The organism is Vibrio sp. DW001, from assembly GCF_029016285.1.
Lineage (GTDB): Bacteria > Pseudomonadota > Gammaproteobacteria > Enterobacterales > Vibrionaceae > Vibrio.
Map to the genome: position 1 here is coordinate 1235319 of NZ_CP091976.1, position 24868 is coordinate 1260186.

Annotated in this window: 26 protein-coding genes; 18 read left to right on the forward strand and 8 right to left on the reverse strand. The window is 41.9% G+C overall.

Features of this window, described 5'->3' with window-relative positions; translation table 11 throughout:
* Positions 1–120 precede the first annotated feature (120 nt).
* The 5 genes from L3V77_RS22925 to L3V77_RS22945 all read left to right on the forward strand — a co-directional run bounded on the left by L3V77_RS22925 (position 121) and on the right by L3V77_RS22945 (position 4872).
* Positions 121–741 carry a PAS domain-containing protein gene (locus L3V77_RS22925; protein ID WP_275137128.1) on the forward strand — a complete coding sequence of 207 codons (621 nt, stop codon included), beginning with the start codon at positions 121–123 and terminating at the stop codon, positions 739–741.
* A 10-nt stretch (positions 742–751) separates the two neighbouring features.
* Positions 752–1132, forward strand: a complete 381-nt coding sequence (locus L3V77_RS22930; protein WP_275137129.1) for a Rid family detoxifying hydrolase — start codon at positions 752–754, stop codon at positions 1130–1132.
* A gap of 69 nt (positions 1133–1201) precedes the next feature.
* A complete protein-coding gene (locus tag L3V77_RS22935; protein WP_275137130.1) occupies positions 1202–2437 on the forward strand; it encodes a dicarboxylate/amino acid:cation symporter in 1236 nt (411 codons plus the stop codon).
* Between the two features lie 12 nt (positions 2438–2449).
* Positions 2450–3640, forward strand: a complete 1191-nt coding sequence (gene metC, locus L3V77_RS22940) for a cystathionine beta-lyase (RefSeq protein ID WP_275137131.1) — start codon at positions 2450–2452, stop codon at positions 3638–3640.
* Positions 3641–3948: 308 nt separating this feature from the next.
* On the forward strand, positions 3949–4872 hold the full coding sequence (locus L3V77_RS22945; RefSeq protein ID WP_275137132.1) for a LysR substrate-binding domain-containing protein: 924 nt from the start codon (positions 3949–3951) through the stop codon (positions 4870–4872).
* Positions 4873–4883: 11 nt separating this feature from the next.
* Here L3V77_RS22945 and L3V77_RS22950 read toward each other — a convergent pair whose 3' ends face one another.
* The gene (locus tag L3V77_RS22950) at positions 4884–5177 is read right to left on the reverse strand and encodes a hypothetical protein (protein ID WP_275137133.1); all 294 of its coding nucleotides are present in this window, start codon (positions 5175–5177) and stop codon (positions 4884–4886) included.
* 48 nt (positions 5178–5225) lie between these two features.
* Between L3V77_RS22950 and citD the strand changes: the two genes are divergently transcribed.
* Genes citD through citX form a run of 4 tightly spaced genes read left to right on the forward strand, consistent with a single transcriptional unit; the run spans position 5226 to position 8467 of the window.
* Entirely contained in the window at positions 5226–5519 is a 294-nt protein-coding gene (citD, locus tag L3V77_RS22955; protein ID WP_275137134.1) for a citrate lyase acyl carrier protein, read from the forward strand.
* The gene (gene citE / locus L3V77_RS22960; RefSeq protein WP_275137135.1) at positions 5519–6397 is read left to right on the forward strand and encodes a citrate (pro-3S)-lyase subunit beta; all 879 of its coding nucleotides are present in this window, start codon (positions 5519–5521) and stop codon (positions 6395–6397) included. Before citD ends, citE begins: the two co-directional genes overlap by 1 nt.
* A 9-nt stretch (positions 6398–6406) precedes the next feature.
* On the forward strand, positions 6407–7936 hold the full coding sequence (gene citF, locus L3V77_RS22965) for a citrate lyase subunit alpha (RefSeq protein WP_342752089.1): 1530 nt from the start codon (positions 6407–6409) through the stop codon (positions 7934–7936).
* Between the two features lie 6 nt (positions 7937–7942).
* The gene (gene citX / locus L3V77_RS22970; RefSeq protein ID WP_275137136.1) at positions 7943–8467 is read left to right on the forward strand and encodes a citrate lyase holo-[acyl-carrier protein] synthase; all 525 of its coding nucleotides are present in this window, start codon (positions 7943–7945) and stop codon (positions 8465–8467) included.
* 306 nt (positions 8468–8773) lie between these two features.
* On the opposite strand, the gene L3V77_RS22975 is transcribed toward citX, so the two are convergent.
* From L3V77_RS22975 to L3V77_RS22985, 3 genes are all read right to left on the reverse strand, one after another.
* Positions 8774–9970, reverse strand: coding sequence for an NnrS family protein (locus L3V77_RS22975; protein ID WP_275137137.1), 1197 nt, complete (start codon positions 9968–9970; stop codon positions 8774–8776).
* 46 nt (positions 9971–10016) lie between these two features.
* Positions 10017–10457: an Rrf2 family transcriptional regulator gene (locus L3V77_RS22980; protein WP_275137138.1), complete on the reverse strand. Its 441-nt coding sequence runs from the start codon at positions 10455–10457 to the stop codon at positions 10017–10019.
* An 83-nt stretch (positions 10458–10540) separates the two neighbouring features.
* Positions 10541–10969, reverse strand: a complete 429-nt coding sequence (locus tag L3V77_RS22985; protein WP_275137139.1) for a hypothetical protein — start codon at positions 10967–10969, stop codon at positions 10541–10543.
* A 174-nt stretch (positions 10970–11143) separates the two neighbouring features.
* Here L3V77_RS22985 and L3V77_RS22990 point away from each other — a divergent pair, with 174 nt between their 5' ends.
* Positions 11144–12343, forward strand: a complete 1200-nt coding sequence (locus L3V77_RS22990; protein ID WP_275137140.1) for a putative manganese transporter — start codon at positions 11144–11146, stop codon at positions 12341–12343.
* A gap of 6 nt (positions 12344–12349) precedes the next feature.
* Here the strand turns inward: L3V77_RS22990 and L3V77_RS22995 are convergent, their stop codons facing one another.
* The gene (locus L3V77_RS22995; RefSeq protein ID WP_275137141.1) at positions 12350–13246 is read right to left on the reverse strand and encodes a helix-turn-helix domain-containing protein; all 897 of its coding nucleotides are present in this window, start codon (positions 13244–13246) and stop codon (positions 12350–12352) included.
* 120 nt (positions 13247–13366) lie between these two features.
* Between L3V77_RS22995 and pobA the strand changes: the two genes are divergently transcribed.
* The 5 genes from pobA (at position 13367) to L3V77_RS23020 (ending at position 18298) form a co-directional block, all read left to right on the forward strand.
* Positions 13367–14578, forward strand: a complete 1212-nt coding sequence (gene pobA / locus L3V77_RS23000) for a 4-hydroxybenzoate 3-monooxygenase (protein WP_275137142.1) — start codon at positions 13367–13369, stop codon at positions 14576–14578.
* Between the two features lie 408 nt (positions 14579–14986).
* The gene (locus L3V77_RS23005; RefSeq protein ID WP_275137143.1) at positions 14987–16012 is read left to right on the forward strand and encodes a TRAP transporter substrate-binding protein; all 1026 of its coding nucleotides are present in this window, start codon (positions 14987–14989) and stop codon (positions 16010–16012) included.
* Positions 16013–16082: 70 nt separating this feature from the next.
* Positions 16083–16598 (forward strand): TRAP transporter small permease subunit, encoded by a 516-nt coding sequence (locus tag L3V77_RS23010; protein WP_275137144.1) that lies wholly within the window; start codon positions 16083–16085, stop codon positions 16596–16598.
* A complete protein-coding gene (locus L3V77_RS23015; protein WP_275137145.1) occupies positions 16595–17881 on the forward strand; it encodes a TRAP transporter large permease in 1287 nt (428 codons plus the stop codon). Before L3V77_RS23010 ends, L3V77_RS23015 begins: the two co-directional genes overlap by 4 nt.
* 12 nt (positions 17882–17893) lie before the next feature.
* Positions 17894–18298, forward strand: a complete 405-nt coding sequence (locus L3V77_RS23020; RefSeq protein WP_275137146.1) for a bacteriohemerythrin — start codon at positions 17894–17896, stop codon at positions 18296–18298.
* Between the two features lie 58 nt (positions 18299–18356).
* Here the strand turns inward: L3V77_RS23020 and L3V77_RS23025 are convergent, their stop codons facing one another.
* Positions 18357–19586, reverse strand: a complete 1230-nt coding sequence (locus L3V77_RS23025; RefSeq protein ID WP_275137147.1) for a LysR family transcriptional regulator — start codon at positions 19584–19586, stop codon at positions 18357–18359.
* Between the two features lie 155 nt (positions 19587–19741).
* On the opposite strand from L3V77_RS23025, the gene L3V77_RS23030 reads away from it, so the two are divergent.
* From L3V77_RS23030 to L3V77_RS23040, 3 genes are read left to right on the forward strand one after another with little or no spacing between them, the layout of a single operon-like run.
* Positions 19742–20752: an amidohydrolase family protein gene (locus L3V77_RS23030; protein ID WP_342752116.1), complete on the forward strand. Its 1011-nt coding sequence runs from the start codon at positions 19742–19744 to the stop codon at positions 20750–20752.
* Between the two features lie 56 nt (positions 20753–20808).
* Positions 20809–21486: a 4-carboxy-4-hydroxy-2-oxoadipate aldolase/oxaloacetate decarboxylase gene (locus L3V77_RS23035; protein ID WP_275137149.1), complete on the forward strand. Its 678-nt coding sequence runs from the start codon at positions 20809–20811 to the stop codon at positions 21484–21486.
* The gene (locus L3V77_RS23040; RefSeq protein WP_275137150.1) at positions 21479–22531 is read left to right on the forward strand and encodes a 4-oxalomesaconate tautomerase; all 1053 of its coding nucleotides are present in this window, start codon (positions 21479–21481) and stop codon (positions 22529–22531) included. Before L3V77_RS23035 ends, L3V77_RS23040 begins: the two co-directional genes overlap by 8 nt.
* 51 nt (positions 22532–22582) lie before the next feature.
* On the opposite strand, the gene L3V77_RS23045 is transcribed toward L3V77_RS23040, so the two are convergent.
* Positions 22583–23599 (reverse strand): aldo/keto reductase, encoded by a 1017-nt coding sequence (locus L3V77_RS23045; protein WP_275138236.1) that lies wholly within the window; start codon positions 23597–23599, stop codon positions 22583–22585.
* A 35-nt stretch (positions 23600–23634) separates the two neighbouring features.
* The gene (locus L3V77_RS23050; protein ID WP_275137151.1) at positions 23635–24579 is read right to left on the reverse strand and encodes a Gfo/Idh/MocA family oxidoreductase; all 945 of its coding nucleotides are present in this window, start codon (positions 24577–24579) and stop codon (positions 23635–23637) included.
* Between the last annotated feature and the right edge of the window lie 289 nt (positions 24580–24868).

Consider the following 24868-nt stretch of genomic DNA (forward strand, 5'->3'; position numbering starts at 1 on the left):
TTCTTTCAAGTTGATAAGGAATATTTATCAATATAATTATTTCTTACAATGATGTACTTTTATCAACAAGGGCATTATGACAAGTAGACATAATTAAAAACACAATATTTTGGAATATATATGAAGATTGAAGTAGACCTAAAAATACTGGCTAAATTTATGGCTGGTGTTATAGGGAAACATTGTGAAATCGTTGTACACGATTTGGCCGACTTATCAAATTCTGTCGTAATCATAGAAAATGGTCATCATACAGGGCGTAAAATTGGTTCGCCAGCGACAAATTTGGCTCTAAAAAAGATAAAGAGCATTCAAAATGGTAAAGAGGAACCCTATTTTTTAAATTATTGTGGCCAGGTTGAAAATGGTATTGAGTTTAGATCCTCTACACTAATTATTTCAAAAAACAAAGTGCCAAGATATATGCTATGCATAAATATAGATGATAGCAATATAAAAAATATACTAAATTCTATAAATGAATTGTTACCTAATTATAAGGTTGAAGGTATTAAGAATGAAACTTTTCATAATTCAATAGAAGATGTAAGTAATAATATAATTCAGCAGGCGATGGTTGATTTAGGAATAAACAATTTATCTCGTTTGTTACCGGATGAAAAAATAAATTTCGTAAAACAAATTGATGATACAGGTTTGTTTACCATAAAGGGTCATGTTCAAAAAATTTCGGCAATGATCGGCATCTCTGAACAAACGTTATATAGATATCTAAAATAAGGATGTAACAATGAAAGTTAATGTGATATTCGCACAATCTGCTCCAAAAGCTGTGGGTTGTTACTGCCATATGACAACAATCGGGAGCACTGGCTATATATCAGGACAACTGCCTCTAAATCCAATATCGATGATGATAGAAGGTACAACAGCAAAAGAACAAGCAACGCAATCACTAAAGAACCTACTGGCGATACTCGGTGAGAATGGTTTAACCAAAGAATCTGTCGCAAAAACGACTATATATTTAGACAACATCTCTGATTTTACAGAAGTGAATGAAGTATATAGTACTTTTTTTGGTAAACATAAACCGGCTAGATCCTGCTTTTCGGTTGAATCTTTGCCAATGAGTGCTTTGGTTGAAATAGAGGCAATCGTAGCAATATAAAAACAATAAAAATACAAACTCTTACACAATAGAGTTAATTAATTATTAATCTAAACGGTGAATACAATTATGTGGAAAAAATTAGAACCTTATAAGTCATCAATTATATTGTTGACAGCTTTAATTATTGGCGGAATGATTGGGATATATACTCCTGATTTTGCAATGACACTTAAACCTCTGGGAAAAATATTCCTCAATCTTTTATTTATGATCATTGTTCCTTTGGTTAGTGTTAGTGTCATGTCATCAATCGCAAGTATGACAGACCTTAAAAAACTAGGAAAAATACTTGGTGTCATTCTTGTTGTTTCGATAATGATGTCTATTATTCCAGCGATAGGAATTATAGGTCTTTCATCTATTTTTGATCCAGCTCAAGGAGTTACCTTAGATCTCAGTCAAGAATTTTCAACGGATCCGGCTAATATGGATTTTGTGAGTATGTTAACAACGAATGATTTTGTTGGCTTACTTTCTAAGTCTAATATTCTAGCTCTAATCATCATGTCAGTCATTTCAGGTATAGCGATTGGTCAATCTGGCGATAAGGGAGAAAAGATTGCAGATTTACTTAACAGTTTAAATGCCGTAATCATGAAGATTGTCTCAATTATTATGGTCGGTGCGCCTGTTGGGTTAGGTGCTTACTTCGCTTCAACAATGGCTAGTCAAGATCCGGAACTGCTTGTAACTTTTGCTCGCGCAATTGGTTTATTCTTTGGCGCATCCGTTATCTACTATATCTTTGGTTCAACGATATACTCGTGGATAGGTGGTGGTAATAAAGCAGTTAAAGTTTTCTGGCAAAATGCACTTGAACCATCAGCGACGGCATTAGGGACTTGCTCATCTCTTGGTACCTTACCTGTTAATATTCGTGCAGCTAAGAAAATGGGTATTCAAGACGATATTGCTGATATTTGTTTGCCACTTCTAGTTAACTTAAACAAAGGCGGTGTAGCAATGATAGCTGCACTGAAAATTGTTTTCATCTACTCGGTATTGGGTCTTGAATTCACGCCAGAGGTTTTCTTCATTACCATTCTAATATCTGTACTATCTGCGATTATCGTTGGTGGTGTTCCTGGTGGCGCCTTTTTAGGTGAGATATTTATCGTGACGTCTCTAGGGTTACCTATCGAGACTATTCCAATGTTAGTTGTAATTGGTGCCATTACTGATGCCCCAGCGACATTAATCAATGTGATACACGATTTAAATGCCACTCAAATAGTAGAACGATTTATTTCAAAGGAAGACAAAACCGCCTTGGAATCACAACCCACATTACAAAATGCGTAAGGGAACATCATAATGTCAAATCAAAAGCTAAGTACTAAGTTAGTCACTGCTGGACGTTCAAATAAATTTGGGAAGGGCTCTGTCAACCCCGTCATTCAACGAGCTTCATCGTTGGTATTTGAATCTGTTGAAGCAAAGAAATTTGCTACGTCGAATAGAGCGAACGGTGAGCTATTTTATGGTCGTAGAGGGACGTTAACTCATTTTTCCCTTCAAGAAGCGATGGTTGAATTAGAAGGTGGTGAAGGGTGCGCATTATATCCTTGTGGCGCTGCGGCGATTTCAAACGCGATACTGTCATTTGTCGAGTCTGGTGATAATGTCCTAATGACTGGTGCTGCCTATGAACCTACGCAAGATTTTTGCAATGTTGTTTTAAGTGACATGAATGTGAGTACGACCTATTACAACCCTCTTATTGGCGCCGACATTGAGACGCTAGTTCAAAAAAATACGAAAATTGTGTTTCTAGAGTCACCTAGCTCGATCACGATGGAAGTTCAGGATATTCCATCAATGGTAAAAGCAATTCGTTCGGTTAATCCTGAAGTGATTATCATGCTAGATAATACGTGGGCTGCTGGTATCCTATTCAAGGCACTTGAACATGACATTGATATATCGATTCAAGCCGGTACCAAATATATTGTAGGTCATTCAGATGCAATGTTAGGTACTGCTGTGTCGAATGCACGTTGTTGGGATCGTCTTCGCGAACGCTCTTACTTAATGGGACAAATGGTTGATGCAGATACCGCTTATGTCGCGGCTCGAGGTTTAAGAACGATGGGTGTTCGCTTGAAACAACATGCGGAAAGTAGCATCAAAATTGCTCAGTGGTTAAGTGAGCGTTCGGAGGTTTCTCATGTGAACCATCCGGCATTCCCTAGCTGTAAAGGGCATGAATTCTATGTCAGAGATTTTATAGGTTGCAACGGTCTCTTTTCTTTTGTATTAAATGAACGCTTATCCGATGAGCAATTGGCAAACTATTTAGATAATTTCCACCACTTTAGTATGGCTTATTCTTGGGGCGGATTTGAATCTCTGGTATTAGCCAACCAACCTGAAGATCTTGATGCTATCCGCCCTGCTGGTAGTGTAGAGTTTTCTGGCACGTTAATTCGTTTGCATATTGGTTTAGAAGATACGGACGATTTGATTGAAGACTTAGAAGAAGGTTTTTGTCGCATTACGTCGTAATGGAAGATATTTTTAGAGTTTAAAACGTATTGTTTTGATGCTTCGTTATATAAAGGGATTCCAAACCTAGGTTGGAATCCCTTTCGTGAATAATTACGATATTATTTACATAATTAATAACTTATTATTTCAAATCATTTAGTTACAAACTTCAAAATGAAATTGATAATTATCGTCATAATAATTGAATTTAAATTAGGGATGGCTACATCGCAACTTTCCTTCCGTTGCGTTTACACACCTATATGGCCACTGTATATTTGCGATTTATACGGTATATTTTCTCACTGTAAGTTGACATATTTATTATGATTGAAATTAAACATTTACGCACACTATCTCTTCTTCGGGATACGGGTTCTTTGATTGCAACCGCAAATATGCTTTGTCTTACCCAATCAGCACTTTCTCATCAACTAAAAGACTTAGAACAGCGTTTGGGCAGTCCACTTTTTTTAAGAAAAACACGCCCAGTCCGGTTTACGGCAGAAGGTGAGATTCTAGTCAATTTAGCTGACGAACTGATACCTAAAATAACCTCGGCTGAATATAAAATAGCAAACATAAAAGAAGATGCTAATGGGCGTCTACATATGGCGATAGATTGTCATTCATGTTTCCAGTGGTTGATGCCTGCGATTAAAGAATATAGAACGCATTGGCCATTCGTGAAATTGGATTTTTCATCTGGTTTCGGCTTTGAACCCTTACCTGCTGTTGTTGCAGGAGAACTGGATCTCGTTATTACGTCTGATATACAGATTAAAAATGAACTTCACTACGAACCTTTATTCGATTTTGAAATGCGTTTGTTGGTTTCTCCTCAACACCCACTCGCTAGTAAAGAAAGAATTGAACCCACTGATCTAATTAATGAAACGATGTTAATTTATCCAGTCCAAAAACAACGTCTCGATATTGTGAAGCATTTTTTGCAACCAGAAGGTGTTGAGCCAAAAAATTGGAAACAAGCCGATAATACACTAATGTTAGTTCAGATGGTGTCGGCAGGTTTAGGCGTTGCTGCGCTACCTAATTGGGCTATTCATGATTTTGCGCTTCAAAAACTTATTGTTAGCAAACCGCTTGGAGAGGGGCTATGGCTTCGGCTATTCGCTGCTGTGAGGGAATCTGAAAAGGACCGCCAATATTTTCAGTCTTTCTTTGCAACTTCAAAACAACAATGTCAGGCATATCTGGAAGATATTAGAGAACCAAACACAGTGAACTAATGTTTGTTTTATTAGATGTATCCATACTGAATACTGCCGCTAGGTAGGGGTATCCAATAATCAAGACAACCAGAATGAGATAACGGTAAGAGTTTTCTAATCTGAAGAACCAGTTCTAAGTAATGCGGTCCCAATTCGTATTGAATATGTCCTGCCATAAATCTTCCTATTCCCCAGTTAAAACCATTAAATACATAAACGATTTTTACCTTTCGATGAAACTTGAGTCTCATCATCATAAAGTCTTGCTCATCGGGGAAAATAACACCCAGATAATGACTTGGTCTGTGTTTATATCGCGCCATTTCTTAGTAATCATTTCCCCCAAAATTCTTAACTCATGAGGAGTTAACATGCAAATTAATCAGCGATCGTACGCTGGAGGTCTTGAATCTAGTGATCTACTAGTTGAGATCTTGCCATCTGAAACAAACAGTTTAGAAATCGAACTTACCAGCTCTGTAGAACAGCAGTTCGGAGATCTTATTCTCAAGGTGGTTACCGATACTTTGAACGAACTAGGTGTCACTAGTGCGACAGTGGTTATCAATGACAAAGGTGCATTAGATTGCGTGATTAGAGCTCGAGTTCAAGCGGCGGTTATGCGTGCGTCGGACAGTTCAGAAATTGATTGGAGTGCGGTGTAATGAAAGCGAAATTACGTAGAAGCATGTTATTTGTGCCGGGTTCAAACGCGGCGATGTTGAGCAATACATTTATCTACACACCTGATGCGATTATGTTCGACCTTGAAGATTCCGTATCAATACGTGAGAAAGATACCGCACGTATGTTAGTGATGAATACGCTTCAACACCCCCTATATCAAGATGTAGAAACCGTTGTCCGTGTTAATGGGCTCGACTCGGCGTTTGGACGTGATGATGTGAAGGCCGTGGTGAAAGCTGGCGTTAATGTTGTACGATTAGCCAAAACGGATTCACTTCAAGACGTATTAGATATGGAAGCCGAGATTGAAGCGGCAGAAAGAGAGTTTGGAAAAGCGTTGGGTAGTACCAAAATGTTGGCGGCTATTGAGTCCGCGATGGGTATAAATAATGCTGTTGATATTGCTTTTGGATCAAAAAGACTGATCGGTATAGCGTTAGGTGCTGAAGATTATGTTCGTGACCTGAGAACAGAACGAACCGCTGAAGGCACCGAATTGTTGTTTGCGCGTTGTTCTATATTGCAGGCTGCTCGCGCGGCGGGGATTATGGCATTCGACACCGTGTATTCTGATGCAAATAATGAAGAAGGGTTCTTGAACGAGGCGGAGCACATCAAGTCACTTGGGTTTGATGGTAAATCGCTAATCAATCCGCGTCAGATCGAAATATTGCATAATGTTTTTGCGCCATCTCAAAAAGAAATAGACCACGCACATGCCGTCATCGAAGCGGCGGAAGAAGCGGAAGAAATGGGCTCTGGAGTGGTTTCGTTGAACGGCAAAATGGTCGATAGTCCAATTATTGAAAGAGCGCATTTAACATTGAAACGTGCCGAGTCTGGTATCAAACAGTAGGGTACGGTAATGAAGACAAATAACGAAATAACAGTCAATAATCCACAAACAGAACTGGACCAGCTTGCTATGAGACCTTTTACTGACGCACACGAAATTACGCCGCATTTGCTTAACAAAGAGACAAAAAAAAGCCGTAAGATTCATGAATCTCTACAAGATGCGATACGAGCGTCTGGACTAGAAGATGGTATGACGATTTCTTTTCACCACTCTTTTCGAGGTGGTGACAAAATCATCAATATGGTGATGAACATTCTTGCTCAAATGGGCTTTAAAAACCTAACGCTCGCATCGAGTTCACTGTCCAGTATTCACTCACCTATCATAGGCCATATAAAAAATGGTGTTGTAAATAAGATATACACCTCTGGTATTAGAGGTGATTTGGCCGAGGAAATCTCTAGAGGCATCCTAGCGGAACCCGTTCACATCCATTCACATGGTGGTCGAGTACACCTAGTAAAATCGGGTGAGCTGAATATAGATGTTGCCTTTTTAGGTGTTTCTACCTGTGATGAGTTTGGAAATGCGAACGCAACGATGGGGAAATCGCGCTGTGGTTCGTTGGGTTATGCAAAGGTTGACGCAGAACACGCTAAGAAAGTAATCATACTTACTGAGCAAATCGTACCATTCCCTAACATGCCAGCATCAATTGGTCAGGATACCGTTGATGCCATTGTTCAGGTAGAGGAAGTTGGTGATCCATCCAAAATTGGTGGAGATGCAACTCGTTTAACGACGAATCCTCGTGAGTTACTTATCGCCCGTAAAGCGGCGGAAGTTATTGAGCATTCAGGCCACTTTTTTGATGGCTTTTCGTTACAGACAGGTTCTGGAGGTGCATCGTTAGCGGTGACTCGTTTCTTGGAAGAGAAGATGGAACGAAAAGGGGTGAAAGCAAGTTTTGGACTGGGCGGCATCACATCAACAATGGTGAACATGCATGAAAAAGGGTTGATTAAAACGCTATTAGATGTGCAGTCATTCGACTCAAGTGCTGCAGACTCATTGGAAAGAAACCCTCTTCATATGGAAATTTCGGCCAATCAATACGCCAACCCATCTTCAAAAGGTGCAGTGGTTGATCGCTTGGATGTGGTTGTGCTGAGTGCCTTAGAAATAGATACAGATTTTAACGTCAATGTTATCACTGGATCGGATGGCGTTATACGTGGTGCGTCTGGTGGTCACAGTGATACTGCTGCGGCGGCGAATTTAACCATCATTGTGGCGCCATTAGTACGCGGTCGTATTCCGACCGTAGTGAATAACGTACTGAATATCATTACTCCGGGAACGGAAATCGACGTGCTGGTCACCGACCACGGTGTGGCTGTCAATCCGGCTCGTACTGATGTCAAAGCTCGCCTAGTTCGATCTGGAATTCCAGTCTTTTCAATCGAAGAGCTTCAGCAAAGAGCTGAGCTACTTACTGGCAAAGGAAAGCCGATTCAATATTCTGATAATGTTGTTGGCTATATTCGTTATCGTGATGGTTCTGTTATTGATACCATCAAACAAATCAAAGAGTAGTAGCCAGTGTATACAGGTGACTCCGTTTCTCTAGAGCAGTTATTAGGTTGTAGAGAGCAACGGGGAATAAGACAAAGAGAGTGGCTGAATAAACACTCTCTACCTTTAATCAGTTTCACCATTAATATGGTGGGCGAAGTTAAAGTTAATACCTTGTCTAAGGTTGCTTTTAAGCAAGGAATAGAAGCGATTGTTGAATGCTGCCGGCGCGCATCCGTCTCTGTTTCTGAGTCTCAAAGCTTCGAACCGAATACTGGTCTGGAGTTTATCGCTGTAGCTAATAATATCACCGCACTTGAATTGAAAGCTCAGATGGTGGATATAGAAGATAGCCATCCTTTGGGTCGTCTATTTGACATTGATATTATTGATAGCGATGGTGTTGCGATCTCTAGAGACAGTATGTCGCTGCCAAGGCGTCGATGTATGGTTTGTAATGATGATGCAAAAATTTGTGCAAGAAGCCGACGACACGAGAAATCGGTGATCATAGAAAAGATGAGTGAGCTCGTGATTTCTACCCTTCGGTAAGGGGCTGGTCACTTAATAAAAACCAAATCAACGATGCTGCTTGGTTTTAGTACTGAGTATTTATTCCCGTACTCAATAAACAAAAAAACCAATCACTTTTTGGTGATTGGTTTTTATCTATCTGAATAACAGAGATTAAAAGTTACTCTTCATCTTCTTGTTTTTCTTCTTCATCTTTTTTCTTCTCTTCAGGCTCGCTTCCACCACATTGACCGCAACAGCTCATAATATTCTCCAATTATTTCAAGTAAATTCGTAAACAGCTTAAGGTGTGTTTGTTACCTATAATTCTATAAAAAGTAGACGTTATCGTTTCGCACTGGGTTTCGTTAAAATAGGCAGATAAAGTACGACAAAGCAACCAAACCCTAAGGCCCAAAAAGTCGCCGCTAAAGTGAGAGCGAGGGTGTAGCTCTCTAACCAGTAAATGCCAAATACGCGAATGATGAACGCCAGAAGGATGGCAACAAATGCTACGATCATGGTTTTGCCAACTATGATGTTTCGACCCGTGTGACCGAGAGAAACGCGAGAAATCATCGATAAGATCATAGAAGCCATTGCTCCAACGGTCAGGGCATGGATAGCCTGGCTGTGGTTCACAATTGCTGTGACTTCAGACAACGCAAACATCAACAAGCCAATCACAATACACCAGTAACTAAGATGCAAGGACCAAACTAATGGGGTTTTAAATGTCACCCATATCCGCCACCTGAACGCACGAACCGCATGAATAGCGCTAGCACAAAAGAATATGGTCGCCACGACGACAGATGGAAGTTCAACAAAGCCGCCGCCGACAATGACGGCAATTAAAATACTGGCAATGGACAGCTTTTCTAAGGTTGGGATTGCATTAACTCGCGCCGTTTGTGTGCCGTTTGCCGTAAACATTGGGAATACTCGGCCTCCCATAATGCACATCACTAGTGTCACAAGAAGCACCATAAAAGTACTGGCTTTGCTTAAAAGAAGATAATCACTGCTTGAAACGCTGTAATGGGTAAGGACATTGCTTATCGACATAACCAGTAAAATGGGTATAAAGATCAAGTTTCGCCACAATTTTTCTTTAATAATTGGGTAGGCGAGTGCTGCCGCCGCTAAAGGCAAAAAGGCGAGATCAACGACAGCGATGAGTATATTTGGAAGTTGTTCGGGAAAGAAAAATGCAATACGAGCGCTCAACCAGACCGATACTAAGCCGAGTAAAGATTTTCCATTTAGCCCTCTGACGCCACTCCAGTTCTGTACTGCTGTTAGTAAGAAACCAACAATAATGGCAGCCGTAAAACCGAATAGCATCTCGTGCATATGCCACCAAAGGCTGCCACCATAAAGATTTACAACGATATTACCGCCTAAAACACCATTCCAGACCAATAAACTAATAATGCTAAATAGAGCACCAAGCAAAAAGAAAGGTCGAAACGCAAACTCTAAAAATGGCAGAGTGTCTATGGTTGGTTTTTTATTGTCTGGCTCGGAAATGTTCATCATGTTGATGGTCCAATTATTCGATTATATTAGAAGTAAGGTAGTTCAATTAGGTTATTTTTATGGTCAATAAATCAACTAACGCTTTGTTATTATTGCCTATGATGTCTTCGAGAGTGTAAGCATCGAGTGTTTTGAAAAAGTTTTCTTGAGCTTGTGAGAAAATATTTTTTAACTGACAACTTGGCGTTATCACACATTGATTACTTTCACCAAAACACTCGACGAGATTATTTTTGTCTTCAATGTCTCTCACTAAGCTACCAATGTTTATTTCACAAACAGGACGGTTTAATTTGATGCCACCATTTTTTCCACGAGTGGCCAACAAATAACCTTGAGAATTGAGTTTTTGTACGATTTTCATCAAGTGGTTTTTCGATATACCGTAACTATCCGCTATCTCACTGATAGTACAAAGTTGCTGATTATTGATTGCTAAATAGATCAATACCCGTAATGAATAGTCCGTATATCGAGTGATGTGCATGAATAAATCCAACGCATTTAAAGATGTATGTATTATGCATCTTTAAATGCAGCTGTAAACTGTTTTATGAAAAACTCAGCGGATCAGTGATATTTTGTATCATCATTATTGATGATAGCAAGTTGTGACCGTAGTTTTTGCATGCAGCTTGCACAAGGTGGATACACTTTAGCAAATTCCAATAATGGTGGCAGGGTACTATTAATTGCCTTTATGGCTATGAGTTCTATATCTTCATCACCGTTATTGTTCTCAGCCATATAGAGCATAGATTGGTGCGGTATGAGAAAACATTTTTGTGCCGTCTCTAATTCGCCTTTTTGCTGGTGTATGGATGCTAACTCATGATAACTCGTAATCCATTCTCGAAGAGATTGAACGCACTTAGGATTGCTCGTGAGCTTTTTTTCTAAGAGATATATTACCTCCCGATGATGGCGCTCACTATGAGGTGAATCTCTATATTCAACGGGTAATGAAACAATCGACGGTAAGTTATCTAAGATATTCATTTTAATTCTTTCATGCTAATGATTCTCATTCTCAATATAGCATTGATTTGGAAATTGTGAAGAATTATTTGAACATAAATTACAAAAGAACAAACTAGATCAATATCTTCTATTGCGAATAATTCTCATTCGCATATAATAGCAACCATTATCATTCCTCTTGGTGTAAATATAATGACTACTTTTATACAAAGAGCCGTAACTCATCAGGTGAAGGGCTCTCAATTCAGTTTTAAGTACAAAAGAGCGCTGTTGCCTGCGTTTTTGATCGCATTATTACTTACCGAACCTACTCGAAATATTGCGGTAAAGACGCTTGCAGACGCTTTCTGGGCTGTGTCAGCATATGTCGCTTTTACGCTAGCGCTTTATCACTACATTTCTCTTTTTATGAATCGAGAGAACAGTATTATTCGCTTGTACAATAGTTCTCGACATTATCAGGTGTTTTTTTCTGCTTTGCTTGGGGCGATGCCTGGTTGTGGAGGCGCCATCATTGTGACCACTCAATTTGTTAGCGGTCGAGTTGGGTTTGGTGCTGTCGTTGCTGTGTTAACGTCTACTATGGGTGATGCCGCTTTTCTGCTACTCGCCAGTGAACCCAAAGTGGGGTTGAGTGTCATTGCTCTTGGAGTCGTTGTAGGTACATTGTCAGGACTGGTCGTAAATGCGATACATCGTGATGACTTCTTAAGACCTAAATCTAAAACGGATTCTGCCCGCTGCGACAATGAAAAACATCATAGTACCTTTGAAAAAACGGCAATAAATTTACAGGGAAAGTTTTGGGGTATATTGATATTGCCAGCCACTGTTGTCGCCTTGCTAGGTTCATTTCAATTAAATATCAACCAGCTTATTGGCTTGCCGGTAAATACAATGGAGTGGATAGGGACAGTTGCAATCATTACTTGCATGGCGTTATGGGCTTTTACCAAAGAAATAAAGGATTATGAATCAAGCGTATCTGAAGACAAAAAATGTATCACGTCACACCCTTTACAGAAGACAGCCCAAGATACCAACTTCGTGACAGCATGGGTTATAGGTGCATTTTTAGCATTCGAAATGATTACCGTATTCTCAAACGTCGATCTCGCGGAGTTATTTTCTGGTTGGGGGGTATGGATGCCTTTAGTTGGATTATTGGTTGGATTATTACCGGGTTGTGGGCCCCAGATATTGGTCACAAGTTTGTACATTTCAGGGGCGGTGCCTATGTCTACTCAAATTGCAAACGCTATCTCCAATGACGGCGATGCGCTATTTCCTGCAATCGCTTTGGCCCCTCGTGCTGCGCTTGTAGCGACGTTTTATTCTGCATTTCCCGCACTGATAGTTGGTTATGGATATTACGTATTGTTTGAAATATAAACATACCTAATACTGCGTTTCAAATGGGTTTATATCTCTGAACTTTTTTGGGCTTAATCCGGATTTGTTCTTGAAGAAACGAGAAAAATAAGCCGGATCTTCAAAGCCCAAACGATAGGCGACCTGGTCTATATTCGCTTGGGTGTAGATGAGGTATCGCTTGGCTTCAATGAACATTCTCTCGTTGATGATCTGTTTAGCCGTATCCCCTTTTTCGTTATGGCAAAGCCGATTTAGGGTTGAAACGGAGATACCTAGTGTGTCGGCATATAGCGAAACCGGCCATTGTTGACGGAAATTGGCCTCAATTAGGTTATTAAAAAGATATAACTTGGGGTTAATATTCCTCGAGTTTTCTATTTCTTCATGGGTCTCTATCTCACGATACAAGGTCATCAAGGTCATCTTAACCAACCACTCTATCGAGTAGCGTTTCCCCGAATAGAAAGACTGAAATTCTTCCAACATAGTATCTAAGTATGTCACGAGTTGATTAAGAAATTGTGAGTCTTGTTTGAAGTGCAAAACCCGCGCTTTTAAGGTCACAAAATTAAGAAAGTCGACCGCTCGAGAGTTTGCAGATTGGTTGATTAAGGGCTCGGCAATAGTAAGAACATAACCCTGAGTTTGGGGGGAGAATGTGAAACCGTGCACGACGCTTGCCGGGATAATGACAGCACCATTTCCGTTGATAACATAATCTTTGTTATCAAGGTAAATATCAGAGCTACCTTGGATAATAAAAAGTAATTGAAATAGCTTTCCATGGTGATGAGGCTTTATGTTCCATTGTGCCTTTTCACTTCGTGCAGCAATAGATTCTATATGAACAAATTCTGAGTCATCGTGATCGCGATGTTCTCCGTAGAGGAAAAATTTAGGTATTAGATCTTGTGTGTCCATTTTATGCTCTATTCCCCATTCTGACGAAAAAGTACAATAATATACTTATTTAATGAATTCGAATCAGTAACACAATCATAGATGATTAAGAGGTGATTTAGATAAAGGATAGGCCACAAAATGGAAATTATTACGACACAAGTTGCGATTATCGGTGCGGGTCCTTCAGGTTTATTATTAGGCCAGCTCTTAGATACGCAAGGGATCAATAATATAATTATAGAACGTGTTTCTGGTGAGCATGTATTGTCTAGGATTCGGGCTGGCATACTAGAGCAGGGTTTTGTTGATTTGGTTCGTGAAGCAGGATGCGCAAAGAGAATGGATGAAGAAGCACACATTCATGATGGCTTCGACATCTGTGTTGATGGTGAAACAACTCGTATCGATATGAAGTCGTTGACCAACGGAAAAGTGGTGACTTGCTATGGTCAAACGGAAATAACAAAAGATCTAATGGATGCTCGTACTGAAAGTGGTTTGACGACTTATTACAATGCACCTGTCAGCCAAATAATGGGTGCCGATTCAGAGTCTCCCGCCATTCAATTTGAATATCAGGGAAATAAGTATCAATTAACATGTGATTACATTGCCGGTTGTGACGGCTTCCACGGCGTATCCCGCTCCACTATTCCAGACACGGTTCGCAAAGAATATGAACGGGTTTATCCGTTCGGTTGGTTGGGGTTGTTAAGTGATACGCCACCTGTCAGTGACGAGCTCATTTATAGCAAAACATCCCGAGGCTTTGCTTTAGCAAGTCAACGTTCGGTTACGCGTTCTCGTTATTATTTACAAGTTCCGTTAACCGACACTGTCGACGATTGGAGTGACGCACGTTTTTGGGATGAATTAAAACGGCGTTTACCTCAAGAATCTGTCGATAAATTGCAAACGGGGCCGAGTATAGAAAAAAGCATTGTGCCGTTGAGGTCGTTTGTGTGTGAACCAATGCAATATGGAAAACTATTCTTGGTGGGGGATGCAGCGCATATTGTTCCTCCCACTGGTGCTAAAGGGTTAAATCTAGCGGCGTCTGATGTCGCAACACTTTACAAGGTACTGATTCGAATTTATAACGAAAATGATCTTTCCGGTATCGAACAATATTCGGATATCTGTCTGCGTAGGATTTGGCATGGTGAGCGATTCTCATGGTGGATGACCAATATGTTGCATGAATTTGGTGACCTTACGGTAGATAACACTGATGCCGGAATTTTTAGTAAGTTGATGAGCTCAGAGTTAGACTATTTTCTCCACCAATCAAACGGTCAAAAAAACATTGCAGAGCAGTACGTCGGTTTGGATTACGAAGATCTGAAATAGCATGAAACCAATCGTCTACCCCTTCCTTGTTGGCATTCTTGATTCGAGTGCCTAATTACTTTTAGGTCTTATGCCATTTCAATAGTGAATGGCATTTTTTTGTCTTTTCTTGCAACGAGATCATCGTCTTTTTTTCTCATTTATTTTCATTTTCATAATTGTTTTTATAATAATAACAATAGATTAAATGTGAGAGTTGCAGGGGTAAGTACTTTGCTATGTAAAAAATGAATAGCCAATATAATTAACGAATTGTTCACATTAACAATAAACTGTTAACTTATTAACTAGCGGTCAGTCGGTCACTTGGTAAAACGTGTAGATCGCATAAGTTGCTCTAATATAAAGGAAGAGGCTTATTTAGCTTACAGTGAGTTTGATAACTCGAACGAGAAAGAGGATGTTGATATGAAAAAGAAGATTTTAACGGCTGCACTAGCCATCTCCACCGTACTGATGGTTCAAGCGCCGGCACAAGCCGCAGAGTATACCCTTAGATTTGCCCATTTTTTCCCAGCGGTTGCGGGTCCCCACAAAAATATTTTTAAAGTATGGGCAGACAAAGTTGAGAGTGACTCTAATGGCCGAATAAAAATTGACTTCTATCCTTCTTCCACTTTAGCTAAACCGCCAGCGCTTTATGATTCGGCTTCAAAAGGTATTGCGGATATTATCGCCACAGTACAGGGCTACACGGCCAATAAATTTCCATTGACACAGATCGTTGAGTTACCGGGTGTATCAAAAAATGCCATGAACGGTTCGTGTGTAATACAAGGGTTGTATGATGAAGGGTTGATCTCAAGCGAGTACAAAAAAACCAAGCCATTGTATTTATTTACTCATGGACCAGGTCATATTAATACGACGGAAAAACTGGTCAAAACACCAGCCGATCTAGAGGGTCTTCGTATTCGACGACCAACCGCTGTTGTGGCGAAATTACTGGAAGGCCTAGGGGCTCAGCCCGTAGGTATGCCTGCACCGTCTTCTTATCAATCGGTTCAACGTGGTGTTATCGATGGTGTCATGCTGCCATGGGAAGGCCAATACTCATTTCGTCTAAATGAACTTACCCCCAAGCATACGGAAGTCGGAGGTTTGTATACGGCCGCTTTTGTCGTGACGATGAATAAAAACGTGTACAACAAGATGCCAAAAGATCTGCAAAAAGTTATTGATGATAACTCAGGTGCTGCGTGGTCTGCGATAGCGGCGAAAGTGTTTGATGATTTGGATGAAAAAGGTCGTGCTCAAGCGGTAGAAATGGGACATGAAATTTATACGGTTGAAGACGGCGCGGACAATCCAGCTTGGAAACCCGTGCTAGACCAAGCAACCGAAGAGTACATCGAGTCTCTGGAGAAAAAACGCTTACCGGCTAAAAAAGTATACGCGCGTGCACTTGAGTTGTCTGAATCTTGTCCTATGTAAGTCATTTTAGTTGGCCCATCAGATCAGATAACGATGGGCTTTTTGGGTCAATAGCTTCAAGGAGTAGGCTATGAATGTGATAAATCGACTGATGGAAGGTCTGACCTTTGTTATGCATATGATAAGTGGAACCACACTAATCTGCATGATGTTTGTCACTCTATTTGATGTGTTAAGTCGAAGTCTTTTTGAAGCGACCAAAGGCTCAGTTGATATCACGTTCATCGGTGGTGTTGAGTTGATTAAATATGGACTGTTGATTGTTGTACTGTTTGCTTTACCTCATTCACTGGGGCGCTCTCAGGTTATCGTAGATTTATTTACAGATACACTTAAGACACGCACTAAAGCGACACTCGAAGGTTTTTATATTCTCGGTTTTGTCTTATTGGGATCGGGAATGAGTTATCGGTTTTACTGTGCGATCGAAGAGGCGGAAATGTCCGGTGAAACAACTCAGGATCTATTAATACCGTTGGGTTACCTTTACGGTATATCGTCATTTGCCACCGCAGTTCTAGCCGTCACAGCCCTGTTATCATCATTGAATCTGTTTATTCATGGAAGAGAGGAACTGCCGAGATGAGTGCATCATTAATTGGATTTATCTGTATCCTTACTATGCTTGGATTCATTGCATTTCGTATGCCAATTGCGCTTGCGATGGCCTCGACGGGTTTCGTCGGATTTGGCATCATCATCGCTTTTGAGCCCGCATTAGCCATTCTGGATAGTGGTCCGTTCGAAACGCTTTCCAACTATAGCTTCAGCCCCATACCTATGTTTATTCTAATGGGCGTCTTTGCATCAAAAGCCAAGATGTCTCAAGAGCTGTTTGATGGCGCGAGAAAGATGTTTGGTAGCTGGCGAGGTGGGATGGCGTTGGCTGCGGTCACCTCCTGCGGTATTTTTTCTGCTATCTCCGGATCATCAATGGCAACCGCAGCGAGTATGTCGAGAGTTGCCTTGCCGGAAATGGAGAAAAACGGTTACGCGAAGTCATTGGCCTCTGGCACGTTAGCTGCTGGTGGTACATTGGGTATAATGATCCCGCCATCGATTGCGTTGTTACTCTACGCTCTGATCACGGAACAGTCAGTGGGTGATATGTTTATCGCGGGTGTTATTCCGGGTCTATTAGGCCTCGCATTGTACTGTGTCACCATTGCCATTGTCGTCTCGCTCTATCCCGAACTCGCTCAGCCCGGAGATAAAACCACGCTAAGAGAAAAAATAGTTGGTCTAAAAGGGCTTGCCCCATTTATGAGCGTATTTGCGTTGATCATTGGCGGCATTTATGGCGGTTTTTTTACGCCTACTGAAGCTGCCTCTATTGGAGCCGCAGGGACTTTTTTCATTGCCATCTTCCGTGGAATGCGATTCCAAGGGTTTCGCGAAGCGGTAGAAGAGACATTGTTTATGTCGGCGATGATATTTTTCATGATAATTGGTGCAGAAATCTTTGGTTATTTCCTGTCGGTATCTCGCATCTCTTTTACTCTTGTAGAGATAGTTGAAGGTATGCAGTTGTCGCCCTATATGGTCCTTTTCTGCGTGCTGATATTGTTTATTATTCTTGGTTGTGTGATGGACAGTTTAGCGATGCTCTTGCTCACCGTGCCCGTCGTGTATCCGCTTATAGAGTCCGCCGGGTTTGACCCTGTTTGGTTTGGCATTGTCGCGGTTATTACGGTAGAGCTTGGGTTAATTACCCCGCCTGTGGGTATGAATGTGTTTGTGATTAAGTCAGTTGCACCGGATATTCCGATCAAAGATATTTTTAAAGGCGTTTTCCCATTTGTATTGTCTGATGTGGTTCGTCTGGGACTTATTATTCTATTTCCAGCGCTGGCTGTGGGACTATTATAGGGAGAAAGTAGGATGAGTACGCAATGGACCAAGGAGCTAAGCGTTGGAGACGAAGCAATTGATGATGATCATAAAGGGCTATTCAAGCTAATAGATGAGCTAAGTACCGCCAATATGAGCCACAGTTACATCAATTCGATATTGGATAGGTTGAAGCACTATACCGAAGAACATTTTAGTAAAGAAGAAGTCTATATGAAGCAGGTGAATTTTCCAGGATTGGATGAACATCTGGCTCAGCATAGAGCGTTCGAAGAGTGGCTTAAAACCATACGTTCGATGTATGCCAGATTTCCCCAAAGCCCTTTTATCGTCGGTGATTCGGTAAACAGTTATCTGCAACGTTGGCTTAAAGAACATATCCTTGAAGAGGACATGAAGTATCGCGACTTTATTGTATCTCACAAAAAACAGTAGAGCGTAATGCTTTATTTAGAATGGCTCTAACGGTTGTTAGGGTCATTTTTATATTTGATCACGGCTCTTCTACTGCCAATTTAATCCCTTTTTCTTTCAGAATATCTAAAAACTGTTTTTGCGTTGCGGTGGGTTTCCACTCTTTGCGAACGGTAATACCGATAGGGCGATTGGCGTGTTTTATCGGAAATGGCACAACACAGAGGAGACCAGTATCAAGTTCTTGTTGCACTTGGTGCTCAGAGATCATCGTCATTCGCTCGCTTCCTTGCAACAGAGAACGAATAAGAATGTGCGAATTTGATTCAACGATCTTAATTGGTGCCGGCACCTCAGCCTCAGAAAACAGGTTTTCAAAAATAGTGCGGGTTGGCGCCCCTTTACGTGGGATGACCCATGACCCTCGAGATAATTTTTCCAGATCTAATTGGGTATCAGAGACGCAGGGATGATCGGGGTGGGCGACAATGACGACATTCGAAGAGAAAAGCTCTTCCTGTATGACATCTTCGCTAGGCGAAGGAAAGCGCAATGCGCCAATCAACATATCAACGTCTGCGAACCTTAAATGAGACAACAGGTCATCATAAGGACCATCGTAAATACTGAAATTAAAGTCGGGATGGTGATGGGTAAATTCAATAATAGCGTTGGGTAAAATAGACGTTCTTGCCAACGGCATACTGCCGACAAACATGTGCCCTATCTCGATATTATTGAGTGCACTGATTTCTACCTTGCCTTGATTGATTTCAGAAAATGCCAATTTTGCTGCGCGCATTAATGCCAGCGCTGCTTTGGTTGGGCTAATGCCGAAACTGGTTTTTTCAAACAGCGTTACCCCCAATAGACTCTCTAGATCTCTACCTGAACGATGCAGAGAGGATTGAGAAACTCCAACTTCACGGCCTGCGCTACTGAAGCTCTTTGCAGATGATATTGCTATCAGTGCCTTAAGTTGCGTTGTGGTGATGAGGCTCAGGAGCGATTGGGCGTTCGCGCCTTTTTTCTCACTGCCATACTTTATGGATTCTCGGATCCCTTCGCGCAAGATATCCAATGCTCGCGACACTCGGTTAGCCAGAATGTCACCGCTTTGAGTTGTGTACATACCGGTACTCTTTCTATCGAACAAAGAGGTGTCTAATGCAGTTTCAAGCTTTGAAATAGCTTGGGTAATCGCGGGTTGTGATAGAAAGACAACGTCTGTTGCTTTGCTAATACTTTTACATTCACTAATGGCAAAAAACGCCCTTAAGTGCCTGATATTTTGAATGTTATCTTTCACGTTCATCTCCATTTGGTACGCCTACTTAGCATAGCCTATAGCAAAAACTAATAGCAATGTAAGCAAATTGAAATAGCCAATTCCACGTCACAAATTGATACTAAAACAATGAAGGAGCCACAATGCGTGGCAAAACAAACGAAAGAGAGCGGATTATGATTATCGATTGCCATGGACATTACACAACAACGCCTCCGGGCGTTGGAGATTATCGTGAAAAGCAAAAAGAGGCGATTTCAAAGGATCCTACGTTTAAAGGTCGCCGTGGACAATTCGTTGTCTCTGATGATGAAATTATTGAATCTATCGAAACCAATCAACTTAGACTGCAACAAGAACGTGGTACCGACCTAACCATTTTTTCTCCACGAGCAAGCTGGATGGGGCATCATCTTGGTAATGAACACACGAGTCAATATTGGACTGAAAATCAAAATGACTTAATTCGTCGGGTGTGTGACCTTTTTCCTAAAAATTTCGCCCCTGTCGCTCAGTTACCGCAATCACCAGGAGTAGGCCCTGCCACGTCCGTTGCCGAGTTAGTACGTTGTGTTGAAGAGATGGATTTTATCGGCTGTAATCTTAACCCGGATCCTTCAGGTGGATTTTGGCAAGATGCGTCGCTAGGGGATAAATCGTTTTATCCGCTGTATGCAAAGATGTGCGAGCTAGACGTACCCGCAATGATCCATGTGAGTGCCTCATGTAATGACTGTTTCCATACGACTGGCTCGCATTATTTAGGGGCGGATACAACTGGCTTCCAGCAGCTTGTTATGTCGGATGTGTTCAAAGATTTTCCCGAATTAAAAATCATCATTCCTCATGGTGGGGGTGCAGTACCTTACCACTGGGGAAGGTTTCGTGGCTTGATGCAAGATCAGGGCTTTGCGCCGCTTGAAGAGTCAGCCTTGAATAATATCTACTTCGATACATGCGTCTACCATCAGAAAGGTATCGATTTATTACTCGATATCATACCGACTAAAAACATTCTATTCGCCTCTGAAATGATAGGCGCTGTTCGTGGTATTGACCCAGAAACAGGACATTATTTTGATGATACTAAGCGCTATATCGACAACAACGAAAAACTGTCCGCCGAAGAGAAAAGCCTGATTTTTGAAGGGAATGCCCGTCGTGTGTTCAGTCGCTTAAAAGTCTAAATTAGATCGAAATAAACGTAAGCATTCACCAGTAACGTCAGTAAAGGAGAGATGTGATGCAAGAGAACATAGTGGTACAACATATCGAAAGAGCAGACCCTAAAGTCATTGAAGGCTTAGCGAGATGTGGCGTGGCAACCGTGCATGAAGCTCAAGGTCGACGTGGTCTCCTTGCTGACCATTTACGCCCCATCCAGCAGGATGTATCCGTGGCTGGATCAGCGATTACTATCTCTGGTGCGGCGGGAGATAACTGGATGATGCATGTTGCGATAGAGCAATGTCAAAGTGGTGACATTATGGTTTTCGCCCCCACATCACCATCGAATTTCGGTTTCTTTGGTGACCTGTTAGCAACATCCGCTCAGGCCCGTGGCGTTAAAGGTTTGATTATAGATGGGGGTGTAAGGGACACGTGTGTACTTCGAGAGATGTGTTTTCCCGTTTGGTCGAAACATGTTTTTTCCCAAGGCACCATCAAAGAGACGTTAGGTTCGGTGAATACGGCAATGGTCTGCGCGGATGAATGGATCAATGCGGGTGACGTTATTGTCGCTGACGATGATGGCGTTGTTGTTGTGAGACGAGAAGAAGCCGGAGCCGTATTGGTGGAAGCATTGGCTCGAGAAGAAAGAGAAGAGGCGAAACGGATTCGAATGGCGAACGGTGAGCTTGGACTGGATATTTACAACATGCGTTCCCGTTTGGAAGAGAAAGGGCTCAAATATGTCTAAATCCATTCCATGCATGTGGATGCGCGGGGGCACGTCAAAAGCGGCGTATTTTTTGGCTGAAGACCTACCTCAAGATATGGAACAGAGGGATAAGTTGCTGTTAAAAGTGATGGGGTCACCTGACCCCAGACAGATAGATGGTATTGGTGGCGCCGACCCTTTAACGTCTAAAGTGGCAGTGATAAAAAAATCACAAAGGGATAGGGTCGATATCGACTACTTGTTTTTACAAGTGTTTGTTGATAGAGCGGTGGTATCTGACGCACAAAATTGTGGCAATATTTTGTCTGGTGTTGGCCCTTTCTCTATCGAGAGAGGCTTGGTTGAAGCCGTTGGAGAAACGACGACGGTGTCAATTTACATGGAGAATACCGGACAGGTAGCCACGGTAACCATTCAGACTCGGAACGGTGAGGTGGTTTATGACGGGAATGCCTGTATTGACGGTGTTCCGGGTTCCTCTAGCCCGATTCCTATTGCGTTTAAGGATACGGCAGGGTCAACCTGTGGTCGTCTGCTTCCGACCGGTAATGAAGTTGACGAGATAGAAGGTGTTAACGTCACCTGTATCGACAATGGCATGCCCGTGGTTATTTTAGCGGCCAGTGATTTTGGTTTGTCAGGAACGGAATCACGAGAAACACTGGATAAAAATGAATCATTAAAAGCCAAACTGGAGACTATCCGTCTGCAAGTAGGGCCTTTAATGAACCTTGGAGATGTGACGCATAAATCGGTGCCTAAAATGACGTTAGTAAGCCCAGCAATGAAAGGTACCATTTCAACAAGAAGCTTTATTCCTCACCGATGTCATGCCTCTATTGGTGTATTGGGTGCGGTGAGCGTAGCGACGGCTTGTACATTGAAAGCCTCACCGGCTTATCGGTTGTCTAACATAACGAATGGCGATCATAAAGTAATATCTGTTGAACATCCTATTGGCGAAACGACGGTGATTCTGGAACTGGATAATGAAGGTAGAGTAGAAAACTCCGCAATTTTAAGAACCGCACGGAAACTGTTTGATGGAAATGTATTTGTTTAAACGATAGGGCCTTGTTTAACGAGTAAGGCCCTATCGTTCGCTTACTTGTTGTTAAGCAAATTCTTCGGTATCTATTTCTAATTGAGTTGCTCGGTTATAGCGTTCGCCTGCAACGGTGGTTTGGTTGATAATGCTACCCATTTCAGCGATCAAGTCAGGGGAAACCGAACATCGTGCGGCATGGATGTTTTCTTGCAGATGGGAAAAGTTGGTTGTGCCAGGAATTACATGGATATTGTCAGCTTTTGCGAGTAACCATGATAGCGCCAAGGTGGCCAGAGTGACCATCTGAGCAGGGTCGAATTTCGCGATATCATGAGAGACAAGTAATTCGAGCCGCTTTACTAACGCTAGGTTATGGGCAAAGTGCTCGCGATCAAACCGCGGCATAGCATGACGAATATCGTTGGGGGAAAAGTCTGTCGGCTCGGTGATATTACCAGTCAACATGCCGCGGCCTACAGGGCTAAACGCGACGAATGCCGTTCCTAGTTCAATACACTTGTCCAATATGGCAATCTCTGGATTGCGTGTCCATAATGAGTATTCCGATTGTACGGCCGCAATAGGGTGCGTTGAATGTGCTTTGGTCAGTATCTCAGAGGAGACTTCGGACAATCCAATTTGACGAATTTTTCCTTCATCCACAAGTCTGGATAATTCGCCGACACTCTCTTCAATAGGGACGCTCTTATCCCAGCGATGCAGGTAATAGAGATCAATCACATCGGTATTGAGCCTTTTGAGGCTAGCCTCACAAGTCCTACGGATGCTTTCTGGCCGACCATTGATTTCTTTTTTACCATTCGTCCCTTTAAACATCCCGCATTTACTGGCGAGTATATAGTCGGAACGCCGGTGGCCTACGGCTTTAGCGACGAGTTGTTCATTGGCACCAAAGTCATATAAAGCCGCGGTGTCCAACATGTTATAGCCCATATCTAATGCGGTATTGAGTAAGCGTATGCTACTTTTCTCGTCTGGTGGAATACCGTAAGCGTGAGAAAGGTTCATGCAACCCAGACCTACGGGGTTACATGAAAATGGGCCGATAGAACGCGGTTTCATTTCAGTGAATGTTATTGAAGACATTCAGCTCTCCTTTAATCTAAAAGCTGCTCTATTCTGTGTAACGTTTCCATTGCGGACAAACACTGAGCCACACTCGAGTTGGGCTCCTTGCCTGTACGAATGGCGTCAAAAAATGCGCGGTCGATAAGCTCAATGCCGTTGTTCGACTCGGTGACACCGTTGAGGTTTATCTGGTTTTCATTACCATCAAATAGATCATCGTAACGGGCGAGATAGGTGCCTTCGTCGCAGATATAGCGGAAAAAAGTGCCAAATGGACCATTATTATTAAATGAGAGTGAAAGTGTACAGATGGCGCCAGTAGGCACTTTAAGGCCTATGCTCATGTCCATTGCAATACCAAGATCGGGATGAATAGGGCCTTGCATGGCTTGGACTTTTGACGCCGTTTCACCGGTTTGATATTGAAACAGATCCACGGTATGACACGCGTGGTGCCACAATAAGTGATCCGTCCATGTTCTTGGTTCACCTTTCGCGTTGGTATTGGTTCGTCGAAAGAAATAGGTCTGAACATCCATTTGCTGGATGTTCAGTTCACCCGCGTTAACCTTATTATGAATCCATTGATGGCTTGGGTTAAAGCGCCGAGTGTGCCCGGCCATGGCGATAAGTCCGGTTGATTTTTGAACCTCAACCAATCGTCGAGAATCTTCGATATTGTCCGCCATTGGAATCTCAACCAGCACATGTTTGCCGCTCTCAAGGCATTGAATGGCTTGACTAGCATGCATTTGGGTCGGTGTGGCCAAAATGACAGCATCGAGATCCTCTCGTCTTAGCGCCACCGCCAGATCATCTGTCACCAATGGATTTGAGTGCTTTTTCGCCAATAGTTCAAGCTTGTCTAGCTCCGTTCCAACGAGTGCAGTAACGTCGACATCATTGATGTTCGCGATAGCTTCGAGGTGTTTTGTTCCAAATGCCCCCGTGGCGCCCACAACACAAACTTTCATAATCAATTCCTTTTAGATTTCCATCTTTCGTAAAATAGTCCGTCTAAAGTACCAATACATCTTAGTGCAGAATAATTAAAAATTGAACATAGCCATTCATTTTTTAAATAGAGGTATTAAGCGGTTCGACTTAGGGTCAATTCGAGCTTAACTTATTGTCTATTCTTGGGTTGTTGGCAGAGCAGCATTTTAAAAAGTTCACTATAATTGTGCTACTTACATGGCAAGCTATATCAAAAACTAATATCTGTACTGAAAATTGAAATGGTAACTGGAAGGCGTAGACGAA